27 protein-coding genes, 2 tRNA genes, 1 pseudogene and 1 CRISPR repeat array are annotated in these 26,188 nt (G+C 63.0%); of the genes and pseudogenes, 13 read left to right on the forward strand and 17 right to left on the reverse strand.

Annotation, left to right across the window (positions count from 1 at the left end; genetic code table 11):
* Nucleotides 1–38 precede the first annotated feature (38 nt).
* The 4 genes from B9N93_RS10230 (at nucleotide 39) to B9N93_RS26835 (ending at nucleotide 3,656) form a co-directional block, all read left to right on the forward strand.
* Nucleotides 39–767, forward strand: a complete 729-nt coding sequence (locus tag B9N93_RS10230) for a DUF6602 domain-containing protein (protein WP_085213313.1) — start codon at nucleotides 39–41, stop codon at nucleotides 765–767.
* Nucleotides 768–945: 178 nt separating this feature from the next.
* Nucleotides 946–1,464: direct repeats of the CRISPR family, unit length 36 nt; unit sequence GTTTCCGAATTGACCCTTTGTCGAAGGGTTTGAAAC.
* A 174-nt stretch (nucleotides 1,465–1,638) separates the two neighbouring features.
* On the forward strand, nucleotides 1,639–2,520 hold the full coding sequence (locus B9N93_RS10235) for a hypothetical protein (protein WP_085213315.1): 882 nt from the start codon (nucleotides 1,639–1,641) through the stop codon (nucleotides 2,518–2,520).
* A 42-nt stretch (nucleotides 2,521–2,562) separates the two neighbouring features.
* Complete coding sequence (locus tag B9N93_RS10240; protein ID WP_085213317.1) at nucleotides 2,563–2,886, forward strand: STIV orfB116 family protein; 324 nt, start codon at nucleotides 2,563–2,565, stop codon at nucleotides 2,884–2,886.
* Nucleotides 2,887–3,221: 335 nt separating this feature from the next.
* The gene (locus tag B9N93_RS26835) at nucleotides 3,222–3,656 is read left to right on the forward strand and encodes a transposase (RefSeq protein ID WP_368655812.1); all 435 of its coding nucleotides are present in this window, start codon (nucleotides 3,222–3,224) and stop codon (nucleotides 3,654–3,656) included.
* Nucleotides 3,657–3,781: 125 nt separating this feature from the next.
* Here the strand turns inward: B9N93_RS26835 and B9N93_RS10245 are convergent.
* A tRNA-Leu gene (locus B9N93_RS10245) sits at nucleotides 3,782–3,868 on the reverse strand.
* A gap of 129 nt (nucleotides 3,869–3,997) precedes the next feature.
* Between B9N93_RS10245 and B9N93_RS10250 the strand changes: the two genes are divergently transcribed.
* Nucleotides 3,998–6,196, forward strand: coding sequence for a hypothetical protein (locus tag B9N93_RS10250; RefSeq protein ID WP_085213319.1), 2,199 nt, complete (start codon nucleotides 3,998–4,000; stop codon nucleotides 6,194–6,196).
* 101 nt (nucleotides 6,197–6,297) lie between these two features.
* Here the strand turns inward: B9N93_RS10250 and B9N93_RS10255 are convergent, their stop codons facing one another.
* Both B9N93_RS10255 and B9N93_RS10260 read right to left on the reverse strand, forming a co-directional pair.
* Nucleotides 6,298–6,666: a YccF domain-containing protein gene (locus B9N93_RS10255; protein WP_085213321.1), complete on the reverse strand. Its 369-nt coding sequence runs from the start codon at nucleotides 6,664–6,666 to the stop codon at nucleotides 6,298–6,300.
* The gene (locus tag B9N93_RS10260; RefSeq protein ID WP_085213323.1) at nucleotides 6,663–8,075 is read right to left on the reverse strand and encodes a diguanylate cyclase domain-containing protein; all 1,413 of its coding nucleotides are present in this window, start codon (nucleotides 8,073–8,075) and stop codon (nucleotides 6,663–6,665) included. The genes B9N93_RS10255 and B9N93_RS10260 overlap by 4 nt, the downstream gene beginning before the upstream one ends.
* Nucleotides 8,076–8,181: 106 nt before the next feature.
* On the opposite strand from B9N93_RS10260, the gene glpK reads away from it, so the two are divergent.
* Together glpK and B9N93_RS10270 are read left to right on the forward strand one after the other, a co-directional pair.
* Nucleotides 8,182–9,678: a glycerol kinase GlpK gene (gene glpK / locus B9N93_RS10265; protein ID WP_085216232.1), complete on the forward strand. Its 1,497-nt coding sequence runs from the start codon at nucleotides 8,182–8,184 to the stop codon at nucleotides 9,676–9,678.
* Nucleotides 9,679–9,767: 89 nt separating this feature from the next.
* Entirely contained in the window at nucleotides 9,768–10,079 is a 312-nt protein-coding gene (locus B9N93_RS10270) for a glycine zipper domain-containing protein (RefSeq protein ID WP_125468925.1), read from the forward strand.
* Nucleotides 10,080–10,146: 67 nt separating this feature from the next.
* Here B9N93_RS10270 and B9N93_RS10275 read toward each other — a convergent pair whose 3' ends face one another.
* Complete coding sequence (locus tag B9N93_RS10275) at nucleotides 10,147–10,830, reverse strand: thermonuclease family protein (RefSeq protein ID WP_085213325.1); 684 nt, start codon at nucleotides 10,828–10,830, stop codon at nucleotides 10,147–10,149.
* Nucleotides 10,831–10,858: 28 nt separating this feature from the next.
* Between B9N93_RS10275 and B9N93_RS10280 the strand changes: the two genes are divergently transcribed.
* Complete coding sequence (locus B9N93_RS10280; RefSeq protein WP_085213328.1) at nucleotides 10,859–12,985, forward strand: polysaccharide deacetylase family protein; 2,127 nt, start codon at nucleotides 10,859–10,861, stop codon at nucleotides 12,983–12,985.
* Between the two features lie 153 nt (nucleotides 12,986–13,138).
* Here the strand turns inward: B9N93_RS10280 and aspS are convergent, their stop codons facing one another.
* Together aspS and B9N93_RS10290 are read right to left on the reverse strand one after the other, a co-directional pair.
* On the reverse strand, nucleotides 13,139–14,929 hold the full coding sequence (gene aspS, locus B9N93_RS10285) for an aspartate--tRNA ligase (RefSeq protein WP_085213330.1): 1,791 nt from the start codon (nucleotides 14,927–14,929) through the stop codon (nucleotides 13,139–13,141).
* A 63-nt stretch (nucleotides 14,930–14,992) separates the two neighbouring features.
* Nucleotides 14,993–15,253 (reverse strand): FmdB family zinc ribbon protein, encoded by a 261-nt coding sequence (locus B9N93_RS10290; RefSeq protein ID WP_085213332.1) that lies wholly within the window; start codon nucleotides 15,251–15,253, stop codon nucleotides 14,993–14,995.
* Between the two features lie 119 nt (nucleotides 15,254–15,372).
* Between B9N93_RS10290 and B9N93_RS10295 the strand changes: the two genes are divergently transcribed.
* Complete coding sequence (locus B9N93_RS10295; RefSeq protein WP_085213333.1) at nucleotides 15,373–15,840, forward strand: NUDIX hydrolase; 468 nt, start codon at nucleotides 15,373–15,375, stop codon at nucleotides 15,838–15,840.
* 106 nt (nucleotides 15,841–15,946) lie between these two features.
* Here B9N93_RS10295 and lptG read toward each other — a convergent pair whose 3' ends face one another.
* Nucleotides 15,947–17,020 carry an LPS export ABC transporter permease LptG gene (gene lptG / locus B9N93_RS10300; RefSeq protein WP_085213334.1) on the reverse strand — a complete coding sequence of 358 codons (1,074 nt, stop codon included), beginning with the start codon at nucleotides 17,018–17,020 and terminating at the stop codon, nucleotides 15,947–15,949.
* Nucleotides 17,021–18,160: an LPS export ABC transporter permease LptF gene (gene lptF, locus B9N93_RS10305; protein WP_085213335.1), complete on the reverse strand. Its 1,140-nt coding sequence runs from the start codon at nucleotides 18,158–18,160 to the stop codon at nucleotides 17,021–17,023. It abuts the gene before it with no gap.
* Between the two features lie 236 nt (nucleotides 18,161–18,396).
* On the opposite strand from lptF, the pseudogene B9N93_RS10310 reads away from it, so the two are divergent.
* Nucleotides 18,397–18,708 (forward strand): annotated as a pseudogene (locus tag B9N93_RS10310) (ISAzo13-like element transposase-related protein); the annotation flags it as partial.
* A gap of 16 nt (nucleotides 18,709–18,724) precedes the next feature.
* Here the strand turns inward: B9N93_RS10310 and cysE are convergent.
* The 7 genes from cysE to tusD form a co-directional block, all read right to left on the reverse strand.
* Nucleotides 18,725–19,504 carry a serine O-acetyltransferase gene (gene cysE / locus B9N93_RS10315; protein ID WP_085213336.1) on the reverse strand — a complete coding sequence of 260 codons (780 nt, stop codon included), beginning with the start codon at nucleotides 19,502–19,504 and terminating at the stop codon, nucleotides 18,725–18,727.
* Complete coding sequence (locus B9N93_RS25475; RefSeq protein WP_176225215.1) at nucleotides 19,489–19,653, reverse strand: hypothetical protein; 165 nt, start codon at nucleotides 19,651–19,653, stop codon at nucleotides 19,489–19,491. Before B9N93_RS25475 ends, cysE begins: the two co-directional genes overlap by 16 nt.
* Before the next feature lie 246 nt (nucleotides 19,654–19,899).
* Nucleotides 19,900–20,334: an NUDIX domain-containing protein gene (locus tag B9N93_RS10325; protein ID WP_085213338.1), complete on the reverse strand. Its 435-nt coding sequence runs from the start codon at nucleotides 20,332–20,334 to the stop codon at nucleotides 19,900–19,902.
* Nucleotides 20,335–20,368: 34 nt separating this feature from the next.
* On the reverse strand, nucleotides 20,369–20,704 hold the full coding sequence (locus B9N93_RS10330; RefSeq protein WP_125468926.1) for a TusE/DsrC/DsvC family sulfur relay protein: 336 nt from the start codon (nucleotides 20,702–20,704) through the stop codon (nucleotides 20,369–20,371).
* The gene (tusB, locus tag B9N93_RS10335; RefSeq protein WP_085213339.1) at nucleotides 20,704–21,009 is read right to left on the reverse strand and encodes a sulfurtransferase complex subunit TusB; all 306 of its coding nucleotides are present in this window, start codon (nucleotides 21,007–21,009) and stop codon (nucleotides 20,704–20,706) included. Before tusB ends, B9N93_RS10330 begins: the two co-directional genes overlap by 1 nt.
* Nucleotides 21,009–21,368 carry a sulfurtransferase complex subunit TusC gene (tusC, locus tag B9N93_RS10340; RefSeq protein WP_085213340.1) on the reverse strand — a complete coding sequence of 120 codons (360 nt, stop codon included), beginning with the start codon at nucleotides 21,366–21,368 and terminating at the stop codon, nucleotides 21,009–21,011. The genes tusB and tusC overlap by 1 nt, the downstream gene beginning before the upstream one ends.
* Nucleotide 21,369: 1 nt before the next feature.
* The gene (gene tusD / locus B9N93_RS10345; protein ID WP_085213341.1) at nucleotides 21,370–21,750 is read right to left on the reverse strand and encodes a sulfurtransferase complex subunit TusD; all 381 of its coding nucleotides are present in this window, start codon (nucleotides 21,748–21,750) and stop codon (nucleotides 21,370–21,372) included.
* Between the two features lie 52 nt (nucleotides 21,751–21,802).
* Here tusD and B9N93_RS10350 point away from each other — a divergent pair, with 52 nt between their 5' ends.
* Nucleotides 21,803–23,275, forward strand: a complete 1,473-nt coding sequence (locus B9N93_RS10350; protein ID WP_085213342.1) for a beta-barrel assembly-enhancing protease — start codon at nucleotides 21,803–21,805, stop codon at nucleotides 23,273–23,275.
* A gap of 66 nt (nucleotides 23,276–23,341) precedes the next feature.
* On the opposite strand, the gene B9N93_RS10355 is transcribed toward B9N93_RS10350, so the two are convergent.
* Both B9N93_RS10355 and B9N93_RS26840 read right to left on the reverse strand, forming a co-directional pair.
* Nucleotides 23,342–23,417: transfer RNA gene (locus B9N93_RS10355), tRNA-Gly, on the reverse strand.
* A gap of 268 nt (nucleotides 23,418–23,685) precedes the next feature.
* Nucleotides 23,686–23,787 (reverse strand): helix-turn-helix domain-containing protein, encoded by a 102-nt coding sequence (locus B9N93_RS26840; protein ID WP_125468927.1) that lies wholly within the window; start codon nucleotides 23,785–23,787, stop codon nucleotides 23,686–23,688.
* An 868-nt stretch (nucleotides 23,788–24,655) separates the two neighbouring features.
* On the opposite strand from B9N93_RS26840, the gene B9N93_RS10360 reads away from it, so the two are divergent.
* Nucleotides 24,656–24,931 (forward strand): acyl carrier protein, encoded by a 276-nt coding sequence (locus tag B9N93_RS10360; RefSeq protein ID WP_085213343.1) that lies wholly within the window; start codon nucleotides 24,656–24,658, stop codon nucleotides 24,929–24,931.
* Nucleotides 24,928–26,169, forward strand: a complete 1,242-nt coding sequence (gene fabF / locus B9N93_RS10365) for a beta-ketoacyl-ACP synthase II (protein WP_085213345.1) — start codon at nucleotides 24,928–24,930, stop codon at nucleotides 26,167–26,169. Before B9N93_RS10360 ends, fabF begins: the two co-directional genes overlap by 4 nt.
* The last annotated feature ends 19 nt before the right edge of the window (nucleotides 26,170–26,188 follow it).

Here is a 26,188-nt window from a genome sequence, read left to right on the forward strand (position 1 = left end):
AGCCATCCCATAAGGCTTTATAAAAACCGGAGTAAAAAATGAGCCATTGGTCCCTACCCGCACTGTTATCCAACCTACATCGAGATATACAAAACCGTCTTGCCATATCCCGAGATTCGCTAGCCCATCCAGTCGCCAAAGGGGATGCGAGCGAAAGTATCTGGCTGGAGCTATTCCAAACCTATTTGCCACAGCGCTATCAAGCCGCTAGCGCCCATGTCGTCGATAGTCAAGGGAAATTCAGCGAACAAATAGACGTGGTGGTTTTCGATAGGCAATATTCGCCGTTCATCTTCAATTATCAAGGACAGAAAATCATCCCGGCGGAAAGCGTTTATGGGGTATTTGAAGCCAAACAAATTCTCAAGGCCGAAACCGTCGAATATGCCCAAGCCAAAGTCGCTAGCGTCCGCCGCCTGCATCGGACCAGCCTGCCCATACCCCATGCGGGCGGCACTTATCCGCCCAAGCCGTTGGTGCCGATCCTGGGGGGTATCTTGGCGTTTGAAAGCGATTGGAAACCCGCCTTGGACCAACCGCTGCTCGCCGCGCTGGATAGGGCTGACACCGATTCGCGCCTGGATATGGGATGCGTTGCCGCGCATGGCATCTTCGATTACCGGCGGGAGGACTCTGCCTATCACCTGACCCCCCAGGAAAAACCCGCGACGGCGTTTCTGTTCGAGTTGATTTCCCGCCTACAATCCAGCGCCACCGTGCCCATGATCGATATCAAGGCTTATGCCGCGTGGCTGGCGATTTCTTGAGGGGCGGGCCTGTTGGAGACGGCGGAGTACCGGATTTTATGAAACCGCGCAGAAGATTGATTCCATTGGGAAAAATGGCTATTTTGCCCATTCGGCGCGGACTTGGGGCTGGAAATGCCCGGCCCGCGCCGCAAACGGCCCCTGGAAGCCACGCCCGGCGCGGCTTCCAGGGGCGGCAGTTTCCGAATTGACCCTTTGTCGAAGGGTTTGAAACGGAACAGTAAACGCGACCATAGATTCGCTTCGCGTTTCCGAATTGACCCTTTGTCTAAGGGTTTGAAACTTCCGCGCCATCTCCGGGTCGGTGATGCTTTTCGTTTCCGAATTGACCCTTTGTCGAAGGGTTTGAAACAAACTCATACCCAGTGCTGGAACAGCTTTGCTCGGTTTCCGAATTGACCCTTTGTCGAAGGGTTTGAAACGGGGTGTACCGCTGGGAAAATTGCTTGCTCAACTGTTTCCGAATTGACCCTTTGTCGAAGGGTTTGAAACGCTCAAATCCTTGAGTCGCTGCAAGTTCATGGGTTTCCGAATTGACCCTTTGTCGAAGGGTTTGAAACTTGCATATACCGGACATCCAAAATCATTTGCCTGTTTCCGAATTGACCCTTTGTCGAAGGGTTTGAAACAGACCATGGATTGCCAGACCAAAGAAAACCACGTTTCCGAATTGACCCTTTGCCTAAGGGTTTGAAACAACAGAATTCCTTGCCGGATTCCGTACAGAAACCTCTCTAGAAAAACTCCCGCACCACAAGCTTGGGGAAACCCACCCCCTCCGCGTGCCGTCCCTATACTGGCCGCGTCCCCGCCCACCGCCACCGACCGGCGCTGGGCGGTTTTGCTCCCTCCCTCATCCACGGAGTTTTCAATGACGCCCGCAACTCAAAAGCGCCCCAGCGCGGCCCCCGGCCTATGGGACGAACTGGCCCACAAAATCCTGTCCCAGCTGTTCGCCTCCGGGCGGCCCTGGCCGGTGGTGCTGGTCGCCCTGGTCATGACCGCCCTCAACCTGTTCGCCAGCAGCCTGTTCGAGCTGACGGCCTGGCTCGACGACCGGCACGCGCTGGGCTGGATACACCTCGGCTTGGGATTCCTGGCCTTCCCGGTCCTGCTTTGCTGGCTGATCCGGGCCGCCCGCAAGGCCCGGCAACGGCTGCGGCCCGTGGTCACGGAAGAACGCCCCCAACCCGTCCGGGGACTCATCCTCTACCTCAGCGTGCTGCACGCCGACCACGCCGCCAAACTGGCCGACCCCGCACGGGAAAAGCTGGACTTGGCGGGCTTCCGCCAACGCTACGAACGCGCCAGTTGGCGGATGCCGGTGGAAGCGATAGCCCACCATGCCGGGCGGCTGGACTATGTGGTGGTCATCCCCTCGCAGGGCGCGAAGGGCAGCGCGGAACAACTGCCGCGGTTCCGGGAACTGCTGGCCGAGCTATTCCCCGCCGCCGGGTTCCGGCGCGTGGACATCGGGCAAATCCCGCCCGGCCATTCGGCGGACGGCGACTACCGGGGCGGTCTGGATTTCGAGGGGGATTCGGAACGGCTGGCGGCGGCCACCGACGACGCCTACGACTACCTGCGCGGCCATGGCCTGCAAGCCAAGGACATCCTGATCGACATCACCGGAGGCCAGAAAACCACCAGCATCGTCGGTTCCGCCGTCGCCCTGGCCGAGGGGCGGCGCATCCAATACGTCAGCACCCACGATTACGGTGTCAGGGTCTACGATGTGAGTTATGGGATATAGGCGACGGAAACCGGGCGGACCCGCCCCAGGAGGACACACCCCATGGCCTTGATTTACGTCATCAATTCCCCGGTGCTGACCGGCTATGGCCTGTGGCGGTTCGAGGGACCGCTGGCGGAATCCGCCGCCCGCGAGCTGCTGGCCGGGGGTTTCGTGTCGGCGCTGGGCCACGCAGGCGCGGCGCGGTTCCTGTCGGCCCGGCTGGGCCTCGGAATCCCGGTGAACCGCGTCCGGGTGGAACTACAACCGGGCGACCGGGCGCTGGTGCTGCGGTTATTGGAGCGCCTGCCGGAAAACCGGGCGCTGAGCGCCGCCGAGATGGAGGAATTGCCGTTCGAGTTGGGGTTGCTGACCCGGTTGGAATAGGCGGCGGCGCGGGCTGGACCCACCGCCATGACCCAGGCCAAGCCCTGGCGGCTTGGCAACGCCGGGACCGTAGCGGTGGAATGATAGGGCGGGTTCTGGGCCGATTGTCCCTGGTCAAGGCTGTCGGCCTGGGGTGGGGTAGGTTCTTCCAGCGGGAAGGCTGGATACGGGTAGGACGCCCCCGATATTTGGCTAGCCGCGCACCGTAAAACTTGGTCCGCATTCCGCGGAAATCCGCGGAGCAAGTGCGGGAATAACGCCAGAAAAACAACCGCTTGGGCGAAACTTGGTCCGCACTTGGTCCGCAACTTGGTCCGCAACTTGGTCCGCACTCCATGCCGAAACAGGGAATATCGATCCGCGAAGCCGCCCGCCGCCTTGGGGTAGATGAAAAGACCCTGCGGAATTGGCGCGTCCAGGGCTTCCTGGCGCTCCTGGACGACGGCAGCATCGACCCGGCCCGGCTGGACGAAGGCACGACCAGGGCGGGCCGCGCCCAGTCCCCCATCCATGGCGGCAAGCGGGCGAAGGGCCGGGCGGGAAATAACCATCTATCCTACCGGAACCCTCGGTTTCGTCCGAACAGCTTCTTCACCAGGGCAGGCCGGGCCGGTTCCGGCTGTTGTACTTCCTGTACTTGCTGTACATGGTTAGAAGTTTCCGGGGCCGGAAAAGAAAGGTCGCCCCCGCCAATCCATGTGCAGGTGCGCCCAGGTTCCCGACTGAACCGCCGGGATGCCGCTCTTTTCGTGTGGTGCGCGGTGGAATAAAAAAACCCGCTCGAAGCGGGTCTTTGGGTGCGGGTTATCCCGCTCGGTCCGTCTACATTGCGTTTACACGATTTTGGCATCTTGCCGGTGCCGTCTGTTCGATCTACGCAAGTCTTTGAATTTATTGGTGCCGGAGGTCGGAATCGAACCGACACTTGGTTTCCCAAACCAGATTTTGAGTCTGGCGCGTCTACCAGTTTCGCCACTCCGGCGTTAAGAGCCGCGTATTATAGGGAAACCCTTCCAAAAAGCCAACCGTTTTCGCGATGCGACTTCGGACCCCTGCCCGGACTAAACTTGCAGGGGTCCATCCGCCCGTCATCTGCCGAAGGAAATCCCCAGTGAGCCCAACCATCCCAGCCCATGCCGAACCGGCCTCCTTGAAGGCGCTGTACCAAGAACTCCACGCCCTGGCCGCCCAGGGCCGCGATCAGCCCTACGACCTCGCCATCGCCGGGCGTATCGAAGCCCTGGTCGGCCACCATCTCGCCGAACTCAAGGCCAAACTGGTGCAACAGGAAAGCCAGAAACTCCTGGAGTTCGTCGCCACCATCGCCGACCTGGGTAAGCGCATCCCCATCGGCGATTTCGAGGACGAAGCCTTCCTGGGCGCGTTCGGCCACGCCTGGGGCAGCCATCTGGACCGCCACTTGCGGCATCCGGTGGAGCGCGGCTATTTCGCCAGGACGCTGGCCGACATGGCCGGGCGCTGCAAGGAAAGCGCGGGCGTGCTGGCCCGGCTGCGCCGCCAGCGCCAGGAATTGGCCTATCAGATCGCCGAGCAGGAAGCCGCGCTGGGCGGGGCCGGTTTCAAGCAGCGCCGGGAGTTGCTCAACGCGCTGGTCGCCCTCAAAAGCCAGCAGGGCGAGGCCGAGCGCGGCATCGCCCTGGAGGAAATGAGCGCCCTGGAAATCCTGTTGCCGCCCGGCGTGGATTACGCGGCGCTCACCGCCGATCCGCCGCCCTTGGCCTTCGTGCCGGAAAAATTCCATGCTTCCGCCGTCGCCGCGCTGTTCGCCTGGCCGGACGCGCCGCCCTACGAGGAAGTCCGCCCGCTCAACTCGATGGCCGAGCCATTCGCCCCGGAACCCGTCCCGGACCCGGTGCCGGTCGAGGAAATCGCTTTGGATGGGGTCGCCGAAGCGCCGCCGGAACCGCACGAGGAAGCGTGGTACCGGACCTTGTTCACGGAAGAGGAAACGCCGTCCGCCCCGGCTCCCGAAGCGGAACCCGTCCCGGCGGCGGTGTCCGCCGAGGCACAGGCCGTGGTCCCGCCGCCGCCCGCCGAACCCGTCCCGGAGCCGGAATCCGCCCCGCCCGCCTATGCCGAGGATTGCGAAACCGCCGTCCAGCGCTTCATCGCGGCCTATCGCGACAAATCGCCGGATTTGGGCGTGGCCATCGAGAACGTGGCTTTCCATTGGATCGACCGGGGCTATGTCAACGTGGCCTACACCACCTTGAAATCGGCCCAGTTCAGCCACTTGCCCATTCCCAGCCTGTTGGTCCCGGATTTGTTCAAGGCGGCGTATTTCGGGATGCATGTGTGGTCGCGGGAGGATGAAGCCCTCGCCACTTCCCAACGCTTGCTCAATTTCCTGTCCCCGCCCTTGATCGACGAACTCTGCGCCCGGCGGCCCGGCGGCCCGGCGGTGCCCTATTTGCTGTTCGTGGCCAGTTTCCAGCCGGCGCTGTTCGGCGGGAGCCATACCCAGGCGCCGGCCTTGGTGGAATACGCCGGCCATGGGTTCGGGGAAGGTTTCCGCCAGCGCTTGGAGCAATTGCTGCGCTTGTTCGGCAGCGACGGTTCTCTGGGTTTGGAGGTGTTGCGGAAACTCCCCGCCGGCGATGAGCGTAGCGCCCGTGCCCAGTTGTCGGCCCGCCTCGCCGATTGGCATGTGCGTATCCTCGACAAGCAGAACGGTTGGGGTCCGGTGCGGGCGGCCTTGGGTAATTGCCTGGCCCGCAACGAGTTCGACCGGGCCATCAAGGCCATCCAGGCTCCGGATTCCAACGATGTCGAGGGTGTGGCCGCTTTCGCCGCCAAGTACCGCGACCGCAAGGCCATCGGCGCTTTGATGGAAGCCCAGGTGGCTTCGGTGCTGTCCTCGCCCGAGCCCTTGCCCACCGAGGAGCGCAATGCCAAGTCCTGGTTCATCCTCAATATGCTCGACCTGTGCGGCATCGCCAATGATTGGCTGGCCGAGCAGCGTTTGCGGCGTGGGGCCGATCCCGCGGGCGGCGGTTTGATCGGCGGCGTGCTGAATCCTTTGGCGGCGCTGCGCGAGGAGATCGAGCGCTCGGTCACGCCCGCCGCCCCGTTCGAGCAGCGGGTGGCGGCGCGGCTCGCGGCCCAGGCCATCGGCAAGGTCCGGCTCGCCATCGAGGATGTCCAATCCAGCGTGGTGTGGAGCGCCAAGCAGACCAACGCCTGGCTCTCGCTGCCCTACGACATGATGGAGGCGGTGGGTTTCAGCGGGGACGCCGAGGGCGAGTTGGTGTGGCTGGTGGACCGGATCGGCTCGGTGCCGCCCGCTTAGGCGGGGCTGGTTAGGGCCGGGCGCGACGGCGCAAGCCCGTTCGCTGGTTCCCAAGCTCCCTGGCCACAGGCGGTAAGGCGGGGACTCCCAGGGCTTTGGAATCAGCGCAGGTCGCGCCCGAACGGCAGCAGCGACAGCGGGATCAGCTTGATATGCTGCACGGCGAAGGGAATGCCGATGATGGTCAGGGCCAGTATGCCCGCGCTGGTCAGGTGCGCCACCGCGATGGGCCAGCCGAACAGCAATATCCACAGCAGGTTGAAGACCACCCGCAGGACGCTGTTGGCGTCGGGCAGTTCCACCACGTCCTTGCCGAACGGCGCGAACACCGCCAAGCCCAGCTTGATCGATTGCAACCCGAAGGGAATCCCCACCACGGTCAGGCACAGGGCCAGCCCGCCCAGGAGATAGCCCAGCCCGGCGATGAAGCCGCCGAATAGCAGCCACAGCAAATTTCCCAATAAACTCATGATCTACCTCCCATCTGGGCTGGTGCCGACGCCGCCATGCGGTTGGTGTGCGCTTGGGTCCGGCCCGTCTCCGGGGTTGGCCATTCCAGGCGGACGGGGTCGGGTGCCTTGCTGTAATAGGCGAATTGGTTGCGCCCGGCGTCCTTGGCCCGGTAGAGGGCGTTGTCGGCCATGCGGATCAATTCCTCGATATCGATGTGGTCCTCGGGATAGAGGCTGATGCCGATGCTGGCCGAGACCGATAGCGCGTGGCCATCGATGGAATAGGGCGAATCGACCGCCACGCACAGCGCATGGCCGATTTCCGCCGCCATTCCGGGGTCGGCCAGATCGCCCAGGATGACGGCGAACTCGTCGCCGCCCAGCCGGGCCACGGTGTCGGTGCCGCGCAATTGCCGCTTGAGGCGCTGGCCCACCTCGATCAATAGCTTGTCGCCGACGATATGGCCCAGGCTGTCGTTGATGTGCTTGAAGCGGTCGAGGTCGATGTACAGCAGGGCGAACATCCGGTTGTCGCGGCGGGCGCGGAGCAGCGCCTGCTCCAGGCGCTCCTTGAACAGGGCGCGGTTGGGCAGTTCGGTGAGGGGATCGTAGAACGCCAACCGCCGGATGGTTTCCTCCGAGTTCTTGAGTTCACTGATATCGTGGGAGACCGCCACGTAATGGGTGATGGCCCCGTCGCCGTCCTTGACCGGGGCGATGTAGAGCATCGACCAGTACAAATCGCCGTTCTTCTTGCGGTCCAGGAGTTCGCCCTGCCAGGAGCGGCCCTCCGAGAGGGTGCGCCATAAATCCTGGTAGATGGCCGGATCGGTGAAGCCGGAACCCAGGATCGAGACCTTGTGGCCCAGGAGTTCGCGTTCCTCGTAGCCCGTGCCCTGGCAGAACGCCGGGTTGCAATATTCGATCACGCCTTGGATGTCGGTGATGATGACCATGCTGGAACTATGCGCCATCGCCAGCGACAGCGTGCGCAATTCGCATTCGGTGGCGCGGTGTTTTTCCAGGATTTCGGCCAGTTCCTGGTTGATCGCCAGCAATTGCCGGGCGCTGGGGATCGCCACCAGTTTGGGCAGCAAGGGCCAGATCAGGGCGGCGGTCGCCATCGATGCCAGGGCGGTGACGGCCTTCACCAGCCCGGACAGCCAGTAGTCCGGCACCCAGGTGGTCCAGATCGCCAGCAGGTGGGTGGTGCCGCACAGGAAGATGAACAGCCCGAACAGCCTGAGCATCCAGTCGAACTGGAGGTCGGTGCGCCGCCGCACCAAGGCCAGGATGGCGAAGGGGATCGAGTAATACGACAGGACGATCAAGCCGTCGGAGACCACATGCAACCATAGCACGCTGGGTAGCCAGAGGTAGCAATTGCCGTGCGGCATGAAATGGGAGAAAGACAGTAATTCGGCCATATCATTCAATATAAGTCACTTGCAAAACGGACCGAACTCCCTATGGGCCGGCGTGGTTTTGCGATAATCGTAGCCGCAAACTCCCCACCCTATGAGCCATCCAACGATGAACCCATACCTCGCCGCCATAGACCAGGGTACTACCAGTACCCGTTGCCTTATTTTCGACCGCCAAGGCCGTGAAATCGCACGCGCCCAACGCGAACACCGCCAATTCTATCCCCGGCCCGGCTGGGTTGAACACGATCCCTTGGAAATCCTCGCCCAGACCCAGGCCGTGGTGGCGGGGGCGCTGGAACGGGCGGGCCTGGGCCCGTCCCAACTCGCCGCCGTCGGCATCGCCAACCAGCGCGAGACGGTGGTGTTGTGGGAGCGGGAAACCGGGCGGCCAGTCCATAACGCCATCGTCTGGCAGGATACCCGCACCGCCGAGTTGTGCGGGCGGCTGGCCGGGGAATTCGGCCAGGATCGGTTCCGGGCGCGGACCGGCCTGCCTATCGCGACCTATTTTTCCGGCCCCAAACTGGGTTGGCTGCTGGACCATGTGGAGGGGGCGCGGGCCAGGGCGGAGCGCGGCGAACTGCTGTGCGGCACCATCGACACCTGGTTGATTTGGAATCTGAGCGGCGGTCCCAGGGGCGGCGTCCATATCACCGATCCCAGCAATGCCTCGCGTACCCTGTTGATGGATTTGGCCCGGCTGGAGTGGGATGCCGGGTTATTGGAGGCCATGGCGATCCCGCGCCCGCTGCTCCCGGAAATCCATGCTTCCTCTGAGGTTTACGGCGTATGCGCGGGAAGCTTGAGCGGCGTGCCCCTGGCCGGGGATTTGGGCGACCAGCAAGCGGCTTTGTTCGGGCAGGGCTGTTTTGCGCCGGGCGAGGCCAAGAACACCTATGGCACCGGCTGCTTCATGCTGCTGAATACCGGACGGGAGCCGGTGGTGTCGCGCCAAGGCTTATTGACCACGGTGGCCTACCGCCTGGGATCGGAACCGCCGGTCTATGCCCTGGAAGGTTCGGTGGCGGTGACGGGAGCGCTGGTGCAATGGCTCCGGGACAATCTGGGGCTGATCGACAGCGCCGCCGAGGTCGAGACCCTGGCCGCGACCGTCGCGGACAATGGCGGCATCTACATCGTGCCGGCCTTTTCCGGGCTGTTCGCGCCCTATTGGCGCGGCGACGCCCGCGGGGCCATCGTCGGCTTGACCCGCTATGTCAACAAGGGCCATTTCGCCCGCGCCGCCCTGGAAGCCGCCGCCTACCAGACCCGTGAAATCCTCGACGCCATGCGCGATGAAACCGGCCAGGCCCTGGCGGAACTCAAGGTCGATGGCGGCATGGTGGCGAACGATTTATTGATGGGCTTCCAGGCCGACCTGTTGGGTATGCCGGTGGTGCGTCCGGCCATCGCCGAAACCACGGCGCTGGGCGCGGCCTATGCCGCCGGTTTGGCGGTCGGATTCTGGCGCGATGTGGACGAATTGCGCGGACTGTGGCGGCGCGACCGGGTGTGGTCGCCCACGATGGCCCCCGCAACCCGCGAATGCTTGTACGCGGATTGGAAAAAGGCGGTGACGCGGACGTTCGATTGGGTGGAATGAAGGAGGCGGGTTCCGGGCCGTTCAGTCCCCATTCACCGGCCCAGGCCGATACTCTGTCCCGGCTCGTTCGATCACAGAGGAAAAACGCCATGAACATCCCGAACCGTATCTTGAGCGTCCTGGCTTGCGTCGCGATCCTATCCGCCTGCGCCGCGCCCGGCAACTATGGTTATAGCCAGCCCGGCTATCGCGGGGCGCTGACCGGGGCCGCCGTGGGGGCGGCGGGGGGTGCCCTGCTGGGCTACGCCGCCGACGGGGGGCGCGGCAACGGGGCTGTGACCGGAGGGGCGCTGGGCGCTGTGGCGGGCGGGGCGATTGGCTATGCCATGGACCGCAACCAGGAGCGTTCCGACCCGTATCCCTCGTACCCCCAAGACCGTTCGGGTTACCGTCCCCGCTAGCGCGTGGGGGTGCGGAAGATTCCGGGTGTTTGGAGTCCAAGACCGGCTTTGCGCCGACGCATCGGCCTCACGGCCAGGAGGGGGATGCGCCCTGGCATAAGGATTCGCAAGGCACGCCGTCCTTGTCGCTGTCCAGGCGCTTGACCCCGCAGCGCTGGAGATAGAACAGCGCCTCGCCGCAATCCACCATCTCGCCGCAAGTACGCTTGGCCCCGCAGAGGCCGCCGCGTTGGGCCTCGCGGTGTGTGCCGCCGTCCATGTGGCGGAATTCCCAAGGCGGCTGGGGGTTCCGCGCCGACCACAGGCCGATCCGCCGCCGCCGCGCTTCCGCCTCGTAGCCGCGCAACGCCGCGTCCTGGCTGTATTGGGCGTAGAACCAAGCATGGCCCGCCTTCACCTGCTCGGCGTTGGCATCGGTGCCGCCGCAGCTGACCCGGCCCAAGGTCCGGTCGTATTTGTCCACGCCCTGGTCGTGGATACTGGCATCGCGGTTGAGGCACAGGCCCACCAGCGCCCGCCGGGCCGCCTCGCCGTGGGGTTGGTCCAGTTCCGGGGCGTCGATCTCGTTCAGGCGTACCGTGACTTCGCGGCCCGCCCGTAGCAGCGTCAGCGTATCCCCGTCATGCACCCGCAGCACCCGGCCCGACCAATCCCCGGCCTCCGCCGCGCCCCAGGCCAAAAGCGCCGCGCCCGCCGCCGCCAATCTCAAGCATAATCCGCGCAACGCCGCACCGGGTTTGGTCCGGCGCATCCTTCCTGTGTGTTGAATGGGGCAAGCCATGACAGTGTTTTCCAGGTTCGTGAAGATCGAAATTCCCGAGCGGCTCGACGGGGCCACGACCGGCAAAAATCCCGAGTTCGAGGTCCGGTTCGCCGCCGATGGCGCGATTCCGTTCCCGCAGGTGATCCTGCACGGCCAAGGCCAGCAAAAGCTCGTCAACGGCGCGGCCATCCGCTTGTTAGGGGAGAGCGCGGACGGCGTGTGGACCTATGCCGCCACCGTGCCCGCCGGTTTATTGCTGGCGGGCGAAATCAGCCTGCAAATTGAAGGCTGCCGCACGGCCGATTTGGGACAGGCGGGCGGTGGCGATTGGATCAAGGTATACCGCACGCTCAAGATGAGCCTGCCGACCCGGCCCAAGCCGGAAGTCCGGGTGTCGGTGGCGGGCGGCGGGCCGGTCAAGGTGTATTTCGGCATCCATAAGCACATGCACCAGCCGTACTACAACACCACCGACCGCGATTATTGGGACGGTGAGAAGGACGGCATCTTCGGCTCGCGGGTCGGCAACTATACCGGCTTCGTGCCTGAGGCGGTGCGGCAATACATCGACGGCGGTTTGCCGCATGGGGGGCTTTCCACCAGTTGGAGCGGTTCCTTGATCGAGCAACTGGACCGCTGCGCCGAGCGGGGCTGGTGCGGCGGCGGTTTTTCCGGCTGGAACGGGGCGTTGCGCGACATGGCGGAGGCCAAGACCGCGCTGGGGAATCCCCGGCTGTCGTTCTCGGCCTTTGGGTTTTTCCATCCGCTGATGGCCTTGATTCCGCACCGCGACATCGTGCGCCAGATCGAATGGCACCGGGGCATCGTCCGCGCCGTCTTTGGGGCCGAGGCGTCGCGGGTGCTGTTCCCGCCGGAAACCGCCTTCCATGTGCGGATGATCCCGGCCTTGCTGGAGGCCGGGATCGAGGCGGTGATCTACGACTCCATCCACCGCTACCGCGCCTGCCGCGATTATCCCTATGCCGGGCCGGGGGGGGGTCTATTGCCGCCCAATCCGGCGGAACAGGCCAATCCGCCGGTGGACGATTGGCTGCAATTGCGCAACATTTGGGCCGGCTCGAAGATTTCGCCCAGCCTGCTGCGGCCCGAATATGTCGGCTACGAAGACCCGGACGGGCGGCTCCACACCATCATCGCCGTGCCCGCCGAGCGTTATATCGGCAACGAGGACGCCCGTGGCGGTTTCGGTGCCTTGCAATATCCCGATGTGTTGGGGCAGGTCTACGACCGGGTGGTGGAAACCGGAAGTTTCGATCCCGCGCATCCGCCGTTCTTCCTGCTGCATTCCGACGGCGATAACCACGGCGGCGGGGCCGACAGCTATTACCGCCACAACACCGGAGCCCTGGTGCGCTGGCTCCAAAACGATCCGCGCTTCGAACTGACCACGGTCGAGGATTATCTGCGGCGCTTCCCGCCCGATCCCAAGCATGTGGTGCATGTCGAGCCGGGTTCGTGGAGCGGGGCCGACAACGGCGATCCCCAGTTCATGAAGTGGTTCAGCCGCTACGACCAGCCTTATTCGCCCGATCTCAACTCCTGGGCGGTGCTGACCGCCTTGCAGAACAGGGTTTATACGCTGGAGGAGGCGGGGGCCGAATCGCCCGCCCTGGCCGAGGCGGTGCGCCTGCTGCTGACCGCCGAGACCAGTTGCTATTGGTACTGGACCGGGCAGCGGGTGTGGGATCAGCAGGTGACGAATGCCGCCAATCTGGCTTATGGACTCATCCAGGGCGCGGTGGAGGCGGTGGTGCGGGCGGGCCGCGACCGTACCGGGCCGACCCTTTTCGCGCCCTGGGTCACGCCGGAGAATCCGGGCGGGAAGCGCTGGGGCAATGGGGGCCTGCTGGACGCGCCGCGCGAGGGCGTGGTGCATAGCTTCGTGTCCGATGTGTCGGGGCTGGAGCGGGTGGATTTGGTGTTGCGGACGGCGGGTGGGGAAACCCGGCTGAAGATGCGGAGCCATGGGGCTTATCCTTCCGAAACCGGGGCCAGGGTGACGGCGGAGTATTTCACCGCCGCATTGCCGGTCGGGGCGGGGGAGGTGAGGTATTACATCGAGGCCGAGGATAAATGCGGGAATGTGGCGCGGGGGGCGTTGGAGCGGGTGTTTTTGGCTTGAGGGTTCATGGGAGGGGCGGCGCGATGATGCGCCGCCTTTGCCGTTCCCGCGTGGCCCGGATTCCGTGGCGCGCCATGAGCTTTCCGGCTTGGCTTTTCCGAACAACCGCGAAAAACCAAAAAAGGGCCGGTTTAACCGGCCCCGCGCCAAATTTTAATTGGCCTCGCCCTTCGCCTCCGGCGGCTTCCTGAGCTTGATCCCCAACTCCCGCAACTGCATATCCGTGACTGGCGCGGGCGCATCGATCATCGGACACCACGCCGATTGGGTCTTGGGGAAGGCCATCACTTCGCGGATTGAGTTGGCCCCGCTCATCAGCATCACCAAGCGGTCCAGGCCGAAGGCGATACCGCCATGCGGCGGAGCGCCGTATTTCAGCGCGGTCAGCAGGAAGCCGAACTTCTGCTGGGCCTCCTCGTCCTCGATACCGAGCAGCTTGAACACCACATCCTGCATGTCCTGGCGATGGATACGCACCGAACCGCCGCCGATCTCGGTGCCGTTCAGCACCATGTCGTAGCCCTTCGACAGCGCCTTGCCGGGATCGGCCTTGAGTTCCTCCACGCCGCACTTGGGCGCGGTGAAAGGATGGTGCATCGCGAACCAGCGCCCGTCCTTGTCGTCCCATTCGAACATCGGGAAATCCACCACCCATAGGGGCTTCCACTCGCCTTCCGCGAAGCCGCGCTCATGACCCAGTTTGATGCGCAACGCGCCCAAGGCCTCGCTGACGATCTTGGCCTTGTCGGCCCCGAAGAACACCACGTCGCCGGTTTCCGCGCCGACCCGGTCCAGGATCGCCAGCACGGCTTCGGGCGGCAGGAATTTCACGATGGGCGATTGCAAACCCTCGATCCCGGTGGCGCGGTCGGTGACTTTGATATAGGCCAAGCCCTTGGCGCCGTAGATGGCGACGAAGGCGGCCAGATCATCCAGTTCCTTGCGCGACAGTTCCGCGCCCTTGGGTAGGCGCAGGGCAGCGACCCGGCCTTCCGGGTCTTTGGCCGCGCCCGCGAATACCTTGAATTCGCAGGTGGTCAGCAAATCGGCCACGTCCACCAGCTTGAAGGGCACGCGCAAATCCGGCTTGTCCGAACCGTAGTCGCGCATGGCTTCTGCATAGGTCATGCGCGGGAACGGGTTGGGCAGTTCCGCGTCCAGCACCTCTTTGAACAGGGCGCGGATCATCTCCTCCATCAGGTCGGTGATGGCGTCCTGGTCCATGAACGAGGTTTCGATATCGAGTTGGGTGAATTCCGGCTGGCGGTCGGCGCGGAGGTCTTCGTCGCGGAAGCAGCGCACCACTTGATAATAGCGGTCCAGGCCGGACACCATCAGCAATTGCTTGTAGAGCTGGGGCGATTGCGGCAGGGCGAAGAAATGGTTCGGGTGGGTGCGGCTCGGCACCAGATAATCGCGGGCGCCTTCCGGGGTGGCCTTGGTCAGGAACGGCGTCTCGATTTCCCAAAAGCCGTTGGCATCCATGAAGCCGCGCAGGGAGCGGGTGATGTCGCGGCGCATCCTGAGCTTTTGCTGCATGGCCGGGCGGCGCAGGTCGATGTAGCGGTAGCGCAAGCGGGTTTCCTCGCTGACCTCGACCTCGCTTTCCAACGGGAAGGGCGGGGTTTCGGCCTTGTTGAGGATTTCCAACTGGGTCGCCAACACCTCGACCTTGCCGGTGCCCAGGTTGGGGTTTTCGGTGCCGGCGGGGCGGGAGCGCACCTTGCCGTGGACCTTCAGCACATACTCGCTGCGGACGCTTTCCGCCAGCTTGAAGGCGTCGGCGTAATCGGGATCGAACACGACCTGGACCAAGCCTTCCCGGTCGCGCAGGTCGATGAAAATGACGCCGCCGTGGTCGCGGCGGCGGTGGGTCCAGCCACAGAGATCAACTTCTTGATCCAACTGGCTTTCGGTCAATTCTCCACATCGGTGGCTACGCATGGCCTGGGTCTCCCGTGAGTAAAAAGGCGGGAATCTTACGGGGCGGTCGTCCGTGGCACAAGCTCATGAGGCATCGGCGGCGGCGGGTTTGGCTTCCGTTTTGGCGGCGCCTTCCCCGGCCAGATTCTTTTTCTTGTCCTTGCCGCCCTTGAAGTCGGTTTCGTACCAGCCGCCGCCCTTGAGCCGGAAGCCCGCCGCCGAAATCAGCTTGGTCAATTCCAGGTCGCCGCAGGCCGGGCATTCCTTCAGCGGGTCGTCGGAGATTTTCTGGATGGCTTCCAGTTCGTGACCGCAGGCTTTGCATTGGTATTCGTAGATAGGCATGGGGATAACCTCTTAAAGTGGAAGGGGAAAACAAGTTTCCACTATAGGGCTGTCCACCGCGTTTTCAATAGCCGGGCGCTACAATGGGCCTTTCACCGCCAGCGACAGCCGCCCCGACCATGACCCAAAATCTTCCTCCCCAACCCGCCATCGGCGTCGGTGCCGTGGTGTTCGACGGCCTGGGCCGGGTGTTGCTGGTGCGGCGGGGCCAGCCGCCTGCCCTGGGCTGTTGGTCCCTGCCCGGCGGCAAGCAGGAAGCGGGCGAAACCCTGCGCGAATGCTGCCGCCGCGAACTCCGGGAGGAAACCGGCCTTGCGGTCGAACCCGGCCCTATCGTGGCCTTGGCCGAGCGGCGGCTGGAGGGGTTCCATTATGTGATTGTGGATTTCCTGGCGGAGTTGGCGGTTGCCGAACCTGTGCCAGAGCCGGTTCCGGCCAGCGATGTGACCGATGCGCGGTGGGTGGATTTGGCGGAATTGGAGACTTACGACTTGGTGGCAGGCTTGGGCGCGGTGATCCGGGCCGCGCTCGGAAGGACGGGATTGGTGGATGTCGATGGGGCGGGGTGGTTGTTTTTGCCGGGGTGATGATGCAATGGGACAGCGTCGGCAAGGCACTTACGGGGCCGTTGGGCGCATATTGGCGCTACCGTGTGGGCGATTATCGAGTGGGCTTTTTCAGGGATGGTAAAAATCACCCCGCCCGCATCCGCATCAATCCAATCATCGCCCCCACCAAGGCCAGCCCGGTCGGGAACGAGGCCGCGAAGATCGGGTTCATCTCGTAGATCAGGCCGAAATGGCTGAACATCCGGTCGAACAGATAGAAGCCCAGCCCGATCACCACCCCCACCACGATGCGTTGGCCCATCCCGACTTCGCGCTTGATGGTCAGCACGAAGGGCACCGCCACCAGCAACATCACCAAAGTGACCGCCGGTTGCACGATCCGGCCCCAGAACGCCTGTTCCACCGGCAGCGGGTTCTGGCCGTTCTCCCGGAGGTAGTCGATATAGCGGTCCAGTTCCCAGGCCGAGAGGTTCTCGGGCCGGATCACGAAGGCGTTGAGGAGGTCCGGGGCCAGCACCGAGGACCAATCCATGGCCGGTTTCAAGTCGGCGGTGACTTCCCCAGGCCGGAAATAACTGGCCCGTATCTTGACCAAGCCCCACTTGGCACCGTCGTAGATGGCTTTGTTGGCATGGCTCGCCAGCAACAGCCGCTTGTCCGGCGAGACCTCGTAGATATTGATATCGCCCAGGTTTTCCGGCTGATCGACCCGGCGGATGTTGATGAAGATGTTGCCGTCGCGCACCCAGAACCCGTACTTGGTGCGCGAGGCGACTTGTTTTTTGAGCGCCGTGGATTTCAGCGCGTTGGCCTCGCGCTCGGCCCCCGGCGCGACCAGTTCGCCCACGGCCACCGAAATCGCCAGCAACACCAAGCCGCCACTCAATACCGCCCGGATGATCCGCGCCCTGGACGCCCCCGCCGCCTGCATCGCCATCAGTTCGCGGTTATTGGCGAGGCCACCCAGCGTCACCAAGCCCCCGACCAGGGCGGCGGAGGGCATGAGTTCATAGAACGCCCTGGGCGAAGTCAGCGCCAGATAGCCGAAAATCTGCTTCATCCCGTAATCCCCTTCGCCCAAATCGCCCAGTTCGTCGGCGAAGGTGAAGAAGTTCAGCAGCGCCAACAGCACGGTGACGGCGATCAAGGCACCCTTGATGACTTCCTTGGCGACATAACGGTCCAGTGTCCTCAACATTCAGGCGCTCCTCTTGAATAAATGGATGAACCAGCGGAATCCCAGGTTCTTCAGGAACAAGCCCAGGGTGATCGCCGTCAGCACGGTATAGATGCCGGAATAGCTCAGCCACAGCGGAATCTTCCCGGTCATCAACATGCCCTGGGAAATCTTCTGAAGGTTCTCGTAGACCACATAGATCAGGAAGGCGGTGAACACATTGCCATAAGGCCCGCGGCGGGGCGCGACCCGTGCCAGCGGCACCGCCAGCAAGGTCAGGAACACCACGCCCAAGGGCACCGCCAGCCGTTTCTGGAGTTCCGCCAATTCCTTGGGGGTCCATTCGCGGATCAGTTCCAGGGTGCTTTTGGCCTCGCGCTTGAGTTCCGCCGCTTCTTCCTCCGGTCCCGGAATCCTCACGGCATATTCCCCGAACTCGCTGACGATGTAATCGGCCTGGCCGGGTTTGCCTTGGTAGCGCCGCCCGTCGTTCAGCACCACGAAATATTCGTCCAACCCGGTGTGCTGCAAATGGCCATGGTCGGCGATGGTGACTTCGGTGCCATTGTCCAGGCGGCGCTGGACGAACATGTTGGTCATGAGGTTGTCGTCGTCCATGGACTCGGCATACAGCACCGTGTCGCCGGAGCTGAATTCGTTGAAGCGCCCCGGCTTGATGCCGCGGATATCGGCGCTTTCCTCGTCCTTTTTCATCAGGGCTTGGGCTTTTTGCTCGCTCCAGGGCATCACGTCCAGCGCCAAATAACCCGACAACAGGAACACCGGCACCGCCATCCAGGCCAAGGCCCGGTATAGGCGCGACGCCCCGACGCCGGCCGAAGCCAGGATCGCCATTTCATGGTCGCGGTACATGCGGCCGATCACGGTCAGGATCGCCATGAAGGTGGCGGGCGGCAGCAGCACGGCGGTAGCGCTGAGGGTCTTGAGCCCCAGCAGTTGGAACAAGGTATCGCCCGAAACCTCGCCCTCAATGGCCTTGGCGAGGATGTTGAGGAATTTGCGGCTGACGATGATGACCACCAGCACCAGCAGGATGGCGAACAGGGTTTTGGCGAGTTCGGAGGCGACCATGCGGTCGATGACCGCGAACAAGGGGCGGCGGCCTTGGGGGCCGGTCGCGGCGGAAGCTTGTGGGTTCATGCGGTTGGGGATGCGGCGGAGGCGGGATGGGGATGGAGACGTGATTTTACCGGGTTTCCGCGAAAAGCCCCGCTTCTTTAGCTCGACTTTGTCCAAATCAAGCCGCCTGAGTACATGACAAAAAACTTAACCATCTAATTTAGTATCTGGCCGGAAATAACTTCCCGTTTTCCCCCCGGAACAAGCGAGCCGGTGGATAATGGAGGCCTTGGCGGATTGAGGGATGAGCGGGGATGATGGGTTACGGCGAAGCCATCGAGACGGCGGGCGACCCGGTGCTGAGCATCGACACCAAGAAGAAGGAATTGATCGGCAACTTCGCCCGCGGGGGCCACACCCATACCCAGGTGCCGGTGGCAGTGCTGGACCACGACTTCCCCAGCGCCGGGGAGGGCAAGTTGATCCCGCCCGGCCTTTACGACCTGGGGCGGAACGAGGGGTACATCCACCTCAACACCAGCCACGACACCAGTGAACTTTGCTGCGATAGCGTCGCCCGGTGGTGGGAGCGGTATGGCCGCCAGCGCTACCCCAGTTCCCGGCGGTTGCTCTTGCTGAGGGAAATCAGGCCGCGTCGGCCAACTCGGGTCGATCCTGTGACGCGGGAAGATGGCAAACGGTTTCGGCGTGGCAGGAGGCGCATTCCTCGATTTTCTCGTGGACCGCCAGCTTGGCTTCCAACACCTCGATGCGCTCCATCAAACAGGCCATAGCCTTGCCCACCGGGTCGGGAATCAAATGATGGTCCAGGTCGATCCCGAACGAATTCTCGGTGGATGTGTCTTTCCGTTGCACGATTTTGCCCGGAATGCCGATCACCGTGCAGCAGGCCGGCACATCCTTGATGACGATGGAATTCGCGCCCACCCGCACTTTATCGCCCAGCACGATGGGACCGAGAATCTTGGCCCCGGCCCCGACCAACACCCCGTTGCCCAAGGTCGGATGGCGCTTGGTCTTGTGCCAGGAGGTGCCGCCCAGCGTGGTGCCATGGTACAGGGTCACGTCGTCGCCGACCTCGGCGGTTTCGCCGATCACCACGCCCGCGCCATGGTCGATGAACAAGCGGCGACCGATGGTCGCGCCGGGATGGATGTCCACATTGGTCAGCCAGCGGGTCAGGAAGGCCAGCAAACGGGCGGGGAATTTCCAGCCGCGCCGCCATAGCCGGTGGCTGATCCGGTGCAGCATGATCGCGTGGACGCCGGGATACAGGAAGATCACCTCCAGGAAGCTACGCGCCGCCGGATCGCGGGCGAACACGCAGGACACGTCTTCCCGCCATTGCGCCCACAGCGAGGTGGGGGCCGGGGTGGGGGGTACGAGGCTTATTCCGGCAGCCATGGGTTCAGGCTCCAAGCGATTTTGCCGGGCACGGGCGGGGCCGGGATGCGGTAGAAGCATTCGTCTTCGGGGAGTCCGCTGTCGCGGGGCGTGGCGGCGAGGCCGGCGGCGGGGCTGGACTCTTGGGGTTCGCGGTAATCGGGGTTCATGGCGGCGGTCTCCAAATCGTTGTGGGGGCTAGGCTGCGCGGTATGGAGGTCCGCGCCCGGCAAGCACTCCGCAAACGCCATGCCAGCCCATGGCGGAGGCTAAGTGTATGATCTTGGAAGGGGTGGCGGGAGATTCCCCAGTGTCCGCAATGTTGGTTAAGGCACCGGGGAGGGCGGGTTTGTCGGGTTCGCGACAAGGCTGCCGCTTCCCAAGTGCCGCTTGGGAACCCGTGCCGATGCCGGAGGTCAGCGCAAGGGCGCGACCGCGCCCGCCTCTCTAAAACGCCGGTAATCCGCCAACACCAGGGCATGGTCGAAAGCCAAGGGCTGGGGCAAATCGTCCAAGCTGGAAACGCGGACGGTCTTGGCGTCGTCGTCGGCGACCGGGCTGCCGTGGGCCTCGGCCACATAGACCGCCGTGACGGTGTGGCCGCGGGGATCGCGCTCCGGGTTGGAATACAGCCCAAGCAGGGCGAGGAGTTTCACGTCCAGCCCGGTTTCCTCGCGGGCTTCCCGCACGGCGGCGTGTTCCAGGCTTTCCCCCACATCGACGAAGCCGCCGGGGATGGCCCAGCCCGCCGGGGGATATAGCCGCTCGATCAGGACGATGGGGCGGCCCGGCAGGTCGATGAGTTCGATGATGGCGTCGGCGGCGATCAGGGGCGTGACGGGTCTGGCCATGGGGAACGGTCCTCGGTATGGGTGAAGGAAGCTTTCAAACGCAGCCGGGCGGCTTGGGTAAACCGGCCACCAGGCAGGCGTATTTCAAAGGGCTGTCCGGGAACAGCCGGTGCAGGTAACGCGAATTCCCCTTGTCCCCGCCCAGTTCCTTTTGCACGGCTTTCACGAACATGCGGGTATTCGGCAGGTGTTGGAAGCGCTGGTGGTAGCCGCGGATGAATAGCACGATTTCCCAATGGGCCGCGGTCAATTCGATGGGAAGGGTCGCGGCCAGGGCCAGGGCGACCCGTTCGTTCCAGGCGGAGCTATCCACCAGGAAACCGCCGTCGGTGGTGGCGAGCTGCTGGCTGTCGATCTCGAGTATGGGCATCAGAACCAGGATTGGATGGGGTTGTGGGTGGTGGTCAGGGCGACGAAGCCGGTGTAATCGACCGGGACGATGCCCGCGGCGAGGTCGGAGGTCGCGAGTCCACGCGCCGCAAGGTCCGGGGCCAGGGCATACAGGGCCACCCGCCCGGCGGCGAGCCGCGTGGTTTCCGTACCCACGTTCCCGACCGCCGCGTAGACGCCTGCCTCGATCAACAAGACCGCATCGCCCGCGCCCGCCCGGAGCAGGCAATCCGCCCAGGCCCGGTTTTCATGGGGAGAGTGGCCCACCAGATGTAAAACCGCCATCAGCAGGCCACCACGATATCCTGCGCCGCCGTCAGCCCGGCCACGGCGGCGCGGTCCAACAGGCGGACCGGGATGATCAAATCGGCGGGTTCCAAGCCCCGCTCGGCCAGGGATTCGCGTTCCACCCACACCTCGTCCACATCGTACAATTCCAGCGCCTCGAACAGCTGCGCCACCGGCGGCAAACCGGCGGTTTCAGGATGCTGGCCGCGCTTGAGCGGGTAGACGCCATCATCCAGGCATAACAGGGCGACGGCTTGGTCGAAGGCGGCGGCGGTGAGGATCATATCCAGGCTTTCGCGCAGGCGGAATCCGGCGTGGGGCGGGCGGCGCAGGACGAACAACAGTTTCTTCCCCATTTCAGCCCCCGAACACCAAAACCCGGTCGGCCTTGAGGCAGGCTTCCATCCATTGCCCCAAACCCCCGGCCCGGAAACCGGGGGCGATGGCTGGGGATTCCGGCCAATCGTTTTCTTCCGGCGGCAACAAACCCCGCCGGGCCGCCGCCGAGGCGCATAGCACCAGGTCGAGCCCATGCGCCCCGGCCAGGCCCGGCCAGTCCGGGAAGAGCCTGGGTGTGTCGGTGCCGCCCGGTCCGAAACCCTGCTGCACGCCATCGTGGTAGAAAAAAATCCTCACGATTTCGTGGCCTTCCGCCAACGCCGCTTTGATAAACTGGTAGGCGGTATGGGCCGCAGGGGTTTGCCCCGGCCCGCCGTGTACCTGGATCGCGTATTTCATCCATCGCCTCCGCCGCCCGTCGTATCCATGCCCTTCGAGGGCGCTGCCACCTATGAAACTCCAGAAAACCCTGCTCGCCCTGCTCATCCCCGCCCAACTCGCCCTGTCGTTCCCGTCCCCGGTCCTGGCCGAGGCGGAGGAAAAGAAAATCGAACTGCCCGATATCGGCGACTCCACCGGCACCTTGATGACGCCGCAGCAGGAGGCGGAATTGGGCGAGGCGTTCTACCGCAACCTGCACAGCCAGTTGCAGATCAGCCAAGACCCGGAAGTGCTGGATTATATTCAATCCATCGGCCAAAAACTGGCGGGCGAGAGCGACAATCCGGCCCAGCCCTTCCATTTCTTCGTGGTCGATGAAGTCGCCATCAACGCCTTCGCCGGTCCGGGCGGCTATATCGGCGTCAATTCCGGGTTGATCCTTTTGACCGAGGCCGAGAGCGAACTGGCCTCGGTGCTGGCCCACGAAATTTCCCACGTCACCCAGCGCCATCTTTACCAGGCGTTCCAGGCCGCGAGCCGCATGGCGATCCCCACCGCCGTGGCGATGTTGGCGGGAGCCTTGCTCGGGGCCAGGGGCGGCGGACAGGCGGGCATGGGCGCGATGATGGCGGCCCAGGCCGCCAATTTGCAATACCAGATCAATTTCACCCGCGACAACGAGGCCGAGGCCGACCGGGTGGGGATGCAAATCCTGTCCAAATCGGAATTCGATCCCAGGGCTATGCCGGACTTCTTCGAAAGGATGCAGCAATCCACCCGTTTCGCGGGCAGCAAGATGCCGGAATTCCTGCTGACCCATCCCGTGACCGTCTCGCGTATCTCCGATACCCGTGGCCGGGCCGAGCAGTTCCCGTACAAGCAATACCCGGATTCCCTGGCCTACCGCATCGTCCGCGCCAAACTCCGGGTCGAGACCGCCGTCAACCCCAAAGTGGCCTTGGATTATTTCAAGGCGATGAGCGGGCAGGGCACCAAGGTCCAGCAGGATATCAACAGCTATGGCCTGGCCTTGGCCCTGATCAAGGCTTCCCGTGGCGAGGAGGCCAAGCCCGCGCTGCAAAAACTGATGCAGGCCTATCCCGACCAATCGCAATTCGTCAACGCGCTGGCGGAGGCGCACCTGGACACCAAGGATTATGCCAAGGCGGGGCAGTTGTTCGATTCGGCCTTGCAGCGTTTCCCCGGCAACCGGGCCTTGACCCTGAATTATGTCCGCGTGTTGTTGATGACCGGCAAGGCGATGCAGGCGGGAAAGCTATTGCACGATTACACCCGCTTCCACGCGATCACGCCGGAAGTCTACGAACTGATGGCGGAGACCTATAGCAAGCTGGGCAACGAGGCCGAATCGCACCGCTATCTGGGCGAGGCCTATTACGCCGATGGCCAGACCCGCACCGCTATCCTGCAATTGCGCTTGGCGAAGAAATTCGCCGGGGATAACTTCTATTTGAATTCGGTGCTGGACGAGCGTTTGAGGGAATTGCAGGCCGAGGAGATGGACCGGCGCAAGGAGAGATAATGGCGTGCTACGGACATGGCCCCAGGAAGGGGAAACCGTCTGGGACATATTAGGGAGGGGAGGATTTGGAGCGGGAAACGAGACTCGAACTCGCGACCCCAACCTTGGCAAGGTTGTGCTCTACCAACTGAGCTATTCCCGCTTATAGATAGATGGAGGCTGAGGTCGGAATCGAACCGGCGTACACGGCTTTGCAGGCCATTTGATCCGTTGATTTCTTTGGGTTAGAGCGCGTTAGCCATGCGCTTAACCACTTTCCTAGGCCTCCCACACCCTTTGGGCGCTGGATCGGGCGGAGTTTGCGACTTGGCCGCTTTGGCTTGTTCGTGCCGGTAGCGTTGTTCGTGTTCCGCGCCCTTTCATCCGCGTATTGTATCCTGTGTGGCTTTTAAAAAACAACCATTGCCCCGCTAAAAAAATGCGGGCACTTCTCCCCTGTTTGCCATTTCGCGGATGAGCGGCACGGAGACCCGGAGCAAGTCGGCAGCTTCTTGGGTGTCGAGGGTGTCCATCAACTTGATGATCCGGCCCGCCACCCAGGTATGACCTTTTTTAGATATCGCCTAAGCTTTATCATTGATTCGACTTTGGTCATTTTCGATTCCGCAACTGAAAGCGGTGGCTGGAGACTGCGGCGTTCACGGTGGTGGGCGACCGTGCCTATATGCCCGCGTGGTCCTGGCCCATGCCTGTTCGGCTTCCCGGAAACGTAGTAGCTGGGTCGGCGGAGGCGCAAGCCCAAGACGGACCAACCGGGCGAACCCTGGCGGGAAACCGGGGTGGCTTGGTACGGAGGCGAACCCAAGGTGGTCCGGTTGCCCGGCGGGGTGGCCCTCTGGCACACGCCCGGCGAAGACCCAATCCGCCTGCGCTGAGTCCTGGTCGTGGACCCCACCACCGGCGAAACCCGGCCCCAGGCCTGCCTTCGCCACCGACACCGGGCTGACGCCCGAGTGGATCGTGGAGGTCACTTTCGAAGAGAGCCGTCGTCACCTTGGCGTGGAAGCCCAGCGGCAGTGGCTCGCCATTGCCCGGACTACGTCCGCCTTGATGGGCTTGTTTCCCCTGGTCTGCCTGATGGCCTGGTGGAAAATGGAACCCTGCCGGTCCGGCAGGCCGCTTGGCACCCAAAGACCGACGCGGCTTTTTCTGACATGCGGGCCTTCGTCCGCCGCGCCATATGGGCACTCAAGCATATCATCAACTCCGAATCCGGCGGCGAGCGGTTGGAATTATCGCCACGCGATTGCATGGTTCTGTTAAGTCAACCCGCTGCCACGGCGTAAAAGGCCAAAGTCGAGTCATTGATATTTTTTGCAATGATGTTTATTTGCTATATCAACAAAACCTGGCACATTCCTACCCCACTCAGAGAGCATCATGACGAAATCTGAATTAACTTCTTTTATTAAGCAAGAAATCGCTGATCGCTTTGAAAAACCACTCGATGCGATTAGTGATGACACCGATCTCATTGAAGATATGGGTGCCGATTCCCTGGAAATGACGGAGATTCTGGTCAGTATTGAAGATAAACTGGGCGTCCGGTTTGAGGACGACACGATCGCACTCCTAAGTACGCCCGCCAAGCTCGCCGAATTCATGGAGAGCTATCTGGCATCCATCGATTATCACGGCATTCCAACCAACGTATGAAACGCAGGGTGGTCATTACCGGTGTGGGAGCGATTGGCCCCAACGGGCACTCGGTCCCGATGATCTGGGACAATGTGGCCCAAGGGGTCAGTGGTATCGGCTCGCTGACCTTGATTGATCCCGCCCCGTTCTCTTCGAAGATTGCCGGAGAGGTTCGTGACTTCGATTTCTCGCGGCACTTTTCAAAAAGAGATCGATTAAGACTCGATCGCTACACTCAGCTTGTGCTTGTCGCCTATCAGGAGGCGGCCAGACAGGCTGGCTGGCACACTGCACCGCCGACGCCCCAACGCACCGGGGTCTATGTGGGCTCGGCAGCGGGTGGCATAGGATCCCTTGACCAAAATCATCAAAAGTTCTTGCAAGGCGACCACCGCCACATCAGCAGCACCCTGATTCCCATGATGATCGCCAATATGGCCGCAGGTGAGATCGCGGTCAGGCATGGGCATACTGGCCCTAACTTCGCCCCCCTCTCCGCCTGCGCAACCGGCAATCACAGCATCGGCCTGGGGTTTCGTAGTATCCAGTATGGCGAGGCGGACGCCGTCGTGGTCGGTGCAGGGGATGCTCCCATCACGGAGACGATGATGGCCGGCTTTGACCGCATGAATGCACTCTCGGTAAGAAACCATGCGCCTGCTACAGCGAGCTGCCCTTTTGATCGAAACCGAGACGGTTTTGTGTTATCAGAAGGAGCGGGGATCTTGCTTTTGGAGGAGCTTGAATACGCCAAACGCCTTGGCCGCCCCATCTTGGCTGAAGTCGTCGGCTTTGGTATGACCGCTGATGGCTATCACATCACCTCGCCCGCCCCGGGTGGTGAGATGGCCGCCAAGGCGATAACGGATGCCCTCGCGGACGCTGGTATCGTCCCCAGCGCGATCAACTACATCAATGCCCACGGCACATCTACGCCCGCCAACGACAAGACAGAAACCCGGGTCATCCGCCGCGCCTTGGGTAAAGCCGCTGAACAGGTTGCCATCAGTTCGACCAAATCGACAACCGGGCATTGGTTAGGCGCCGCCAGTGCCCTGGAAGCCATTTTATGTACCCAAACCCTGCTGACAGGTTTTATCCCGCCCACAATCAATCTGCATGATCCCGACCCTGAGTGTGATCTTGATTACACGCCACTTCGTGGTCATCATTCCTCTGTGGAATATGCCCTCTCTAACGCCTTTGGATTTGGCGGACATAATGCGGTAGTCGTATTGAGAAAATATGCAGCCTGAAGGAGGATTTTCAACGCAA

It is taken from the genome of Methylomagnum ishizawai (assembly GCF_900155475.1).
GTDB classification, from domain to species: Bacteria; Pseudomonadota; Gammaproteobacteria; order Methylococcales; family Methylococcaceae; genus Methylomagnum; species Methylomagnum ishizawai_A.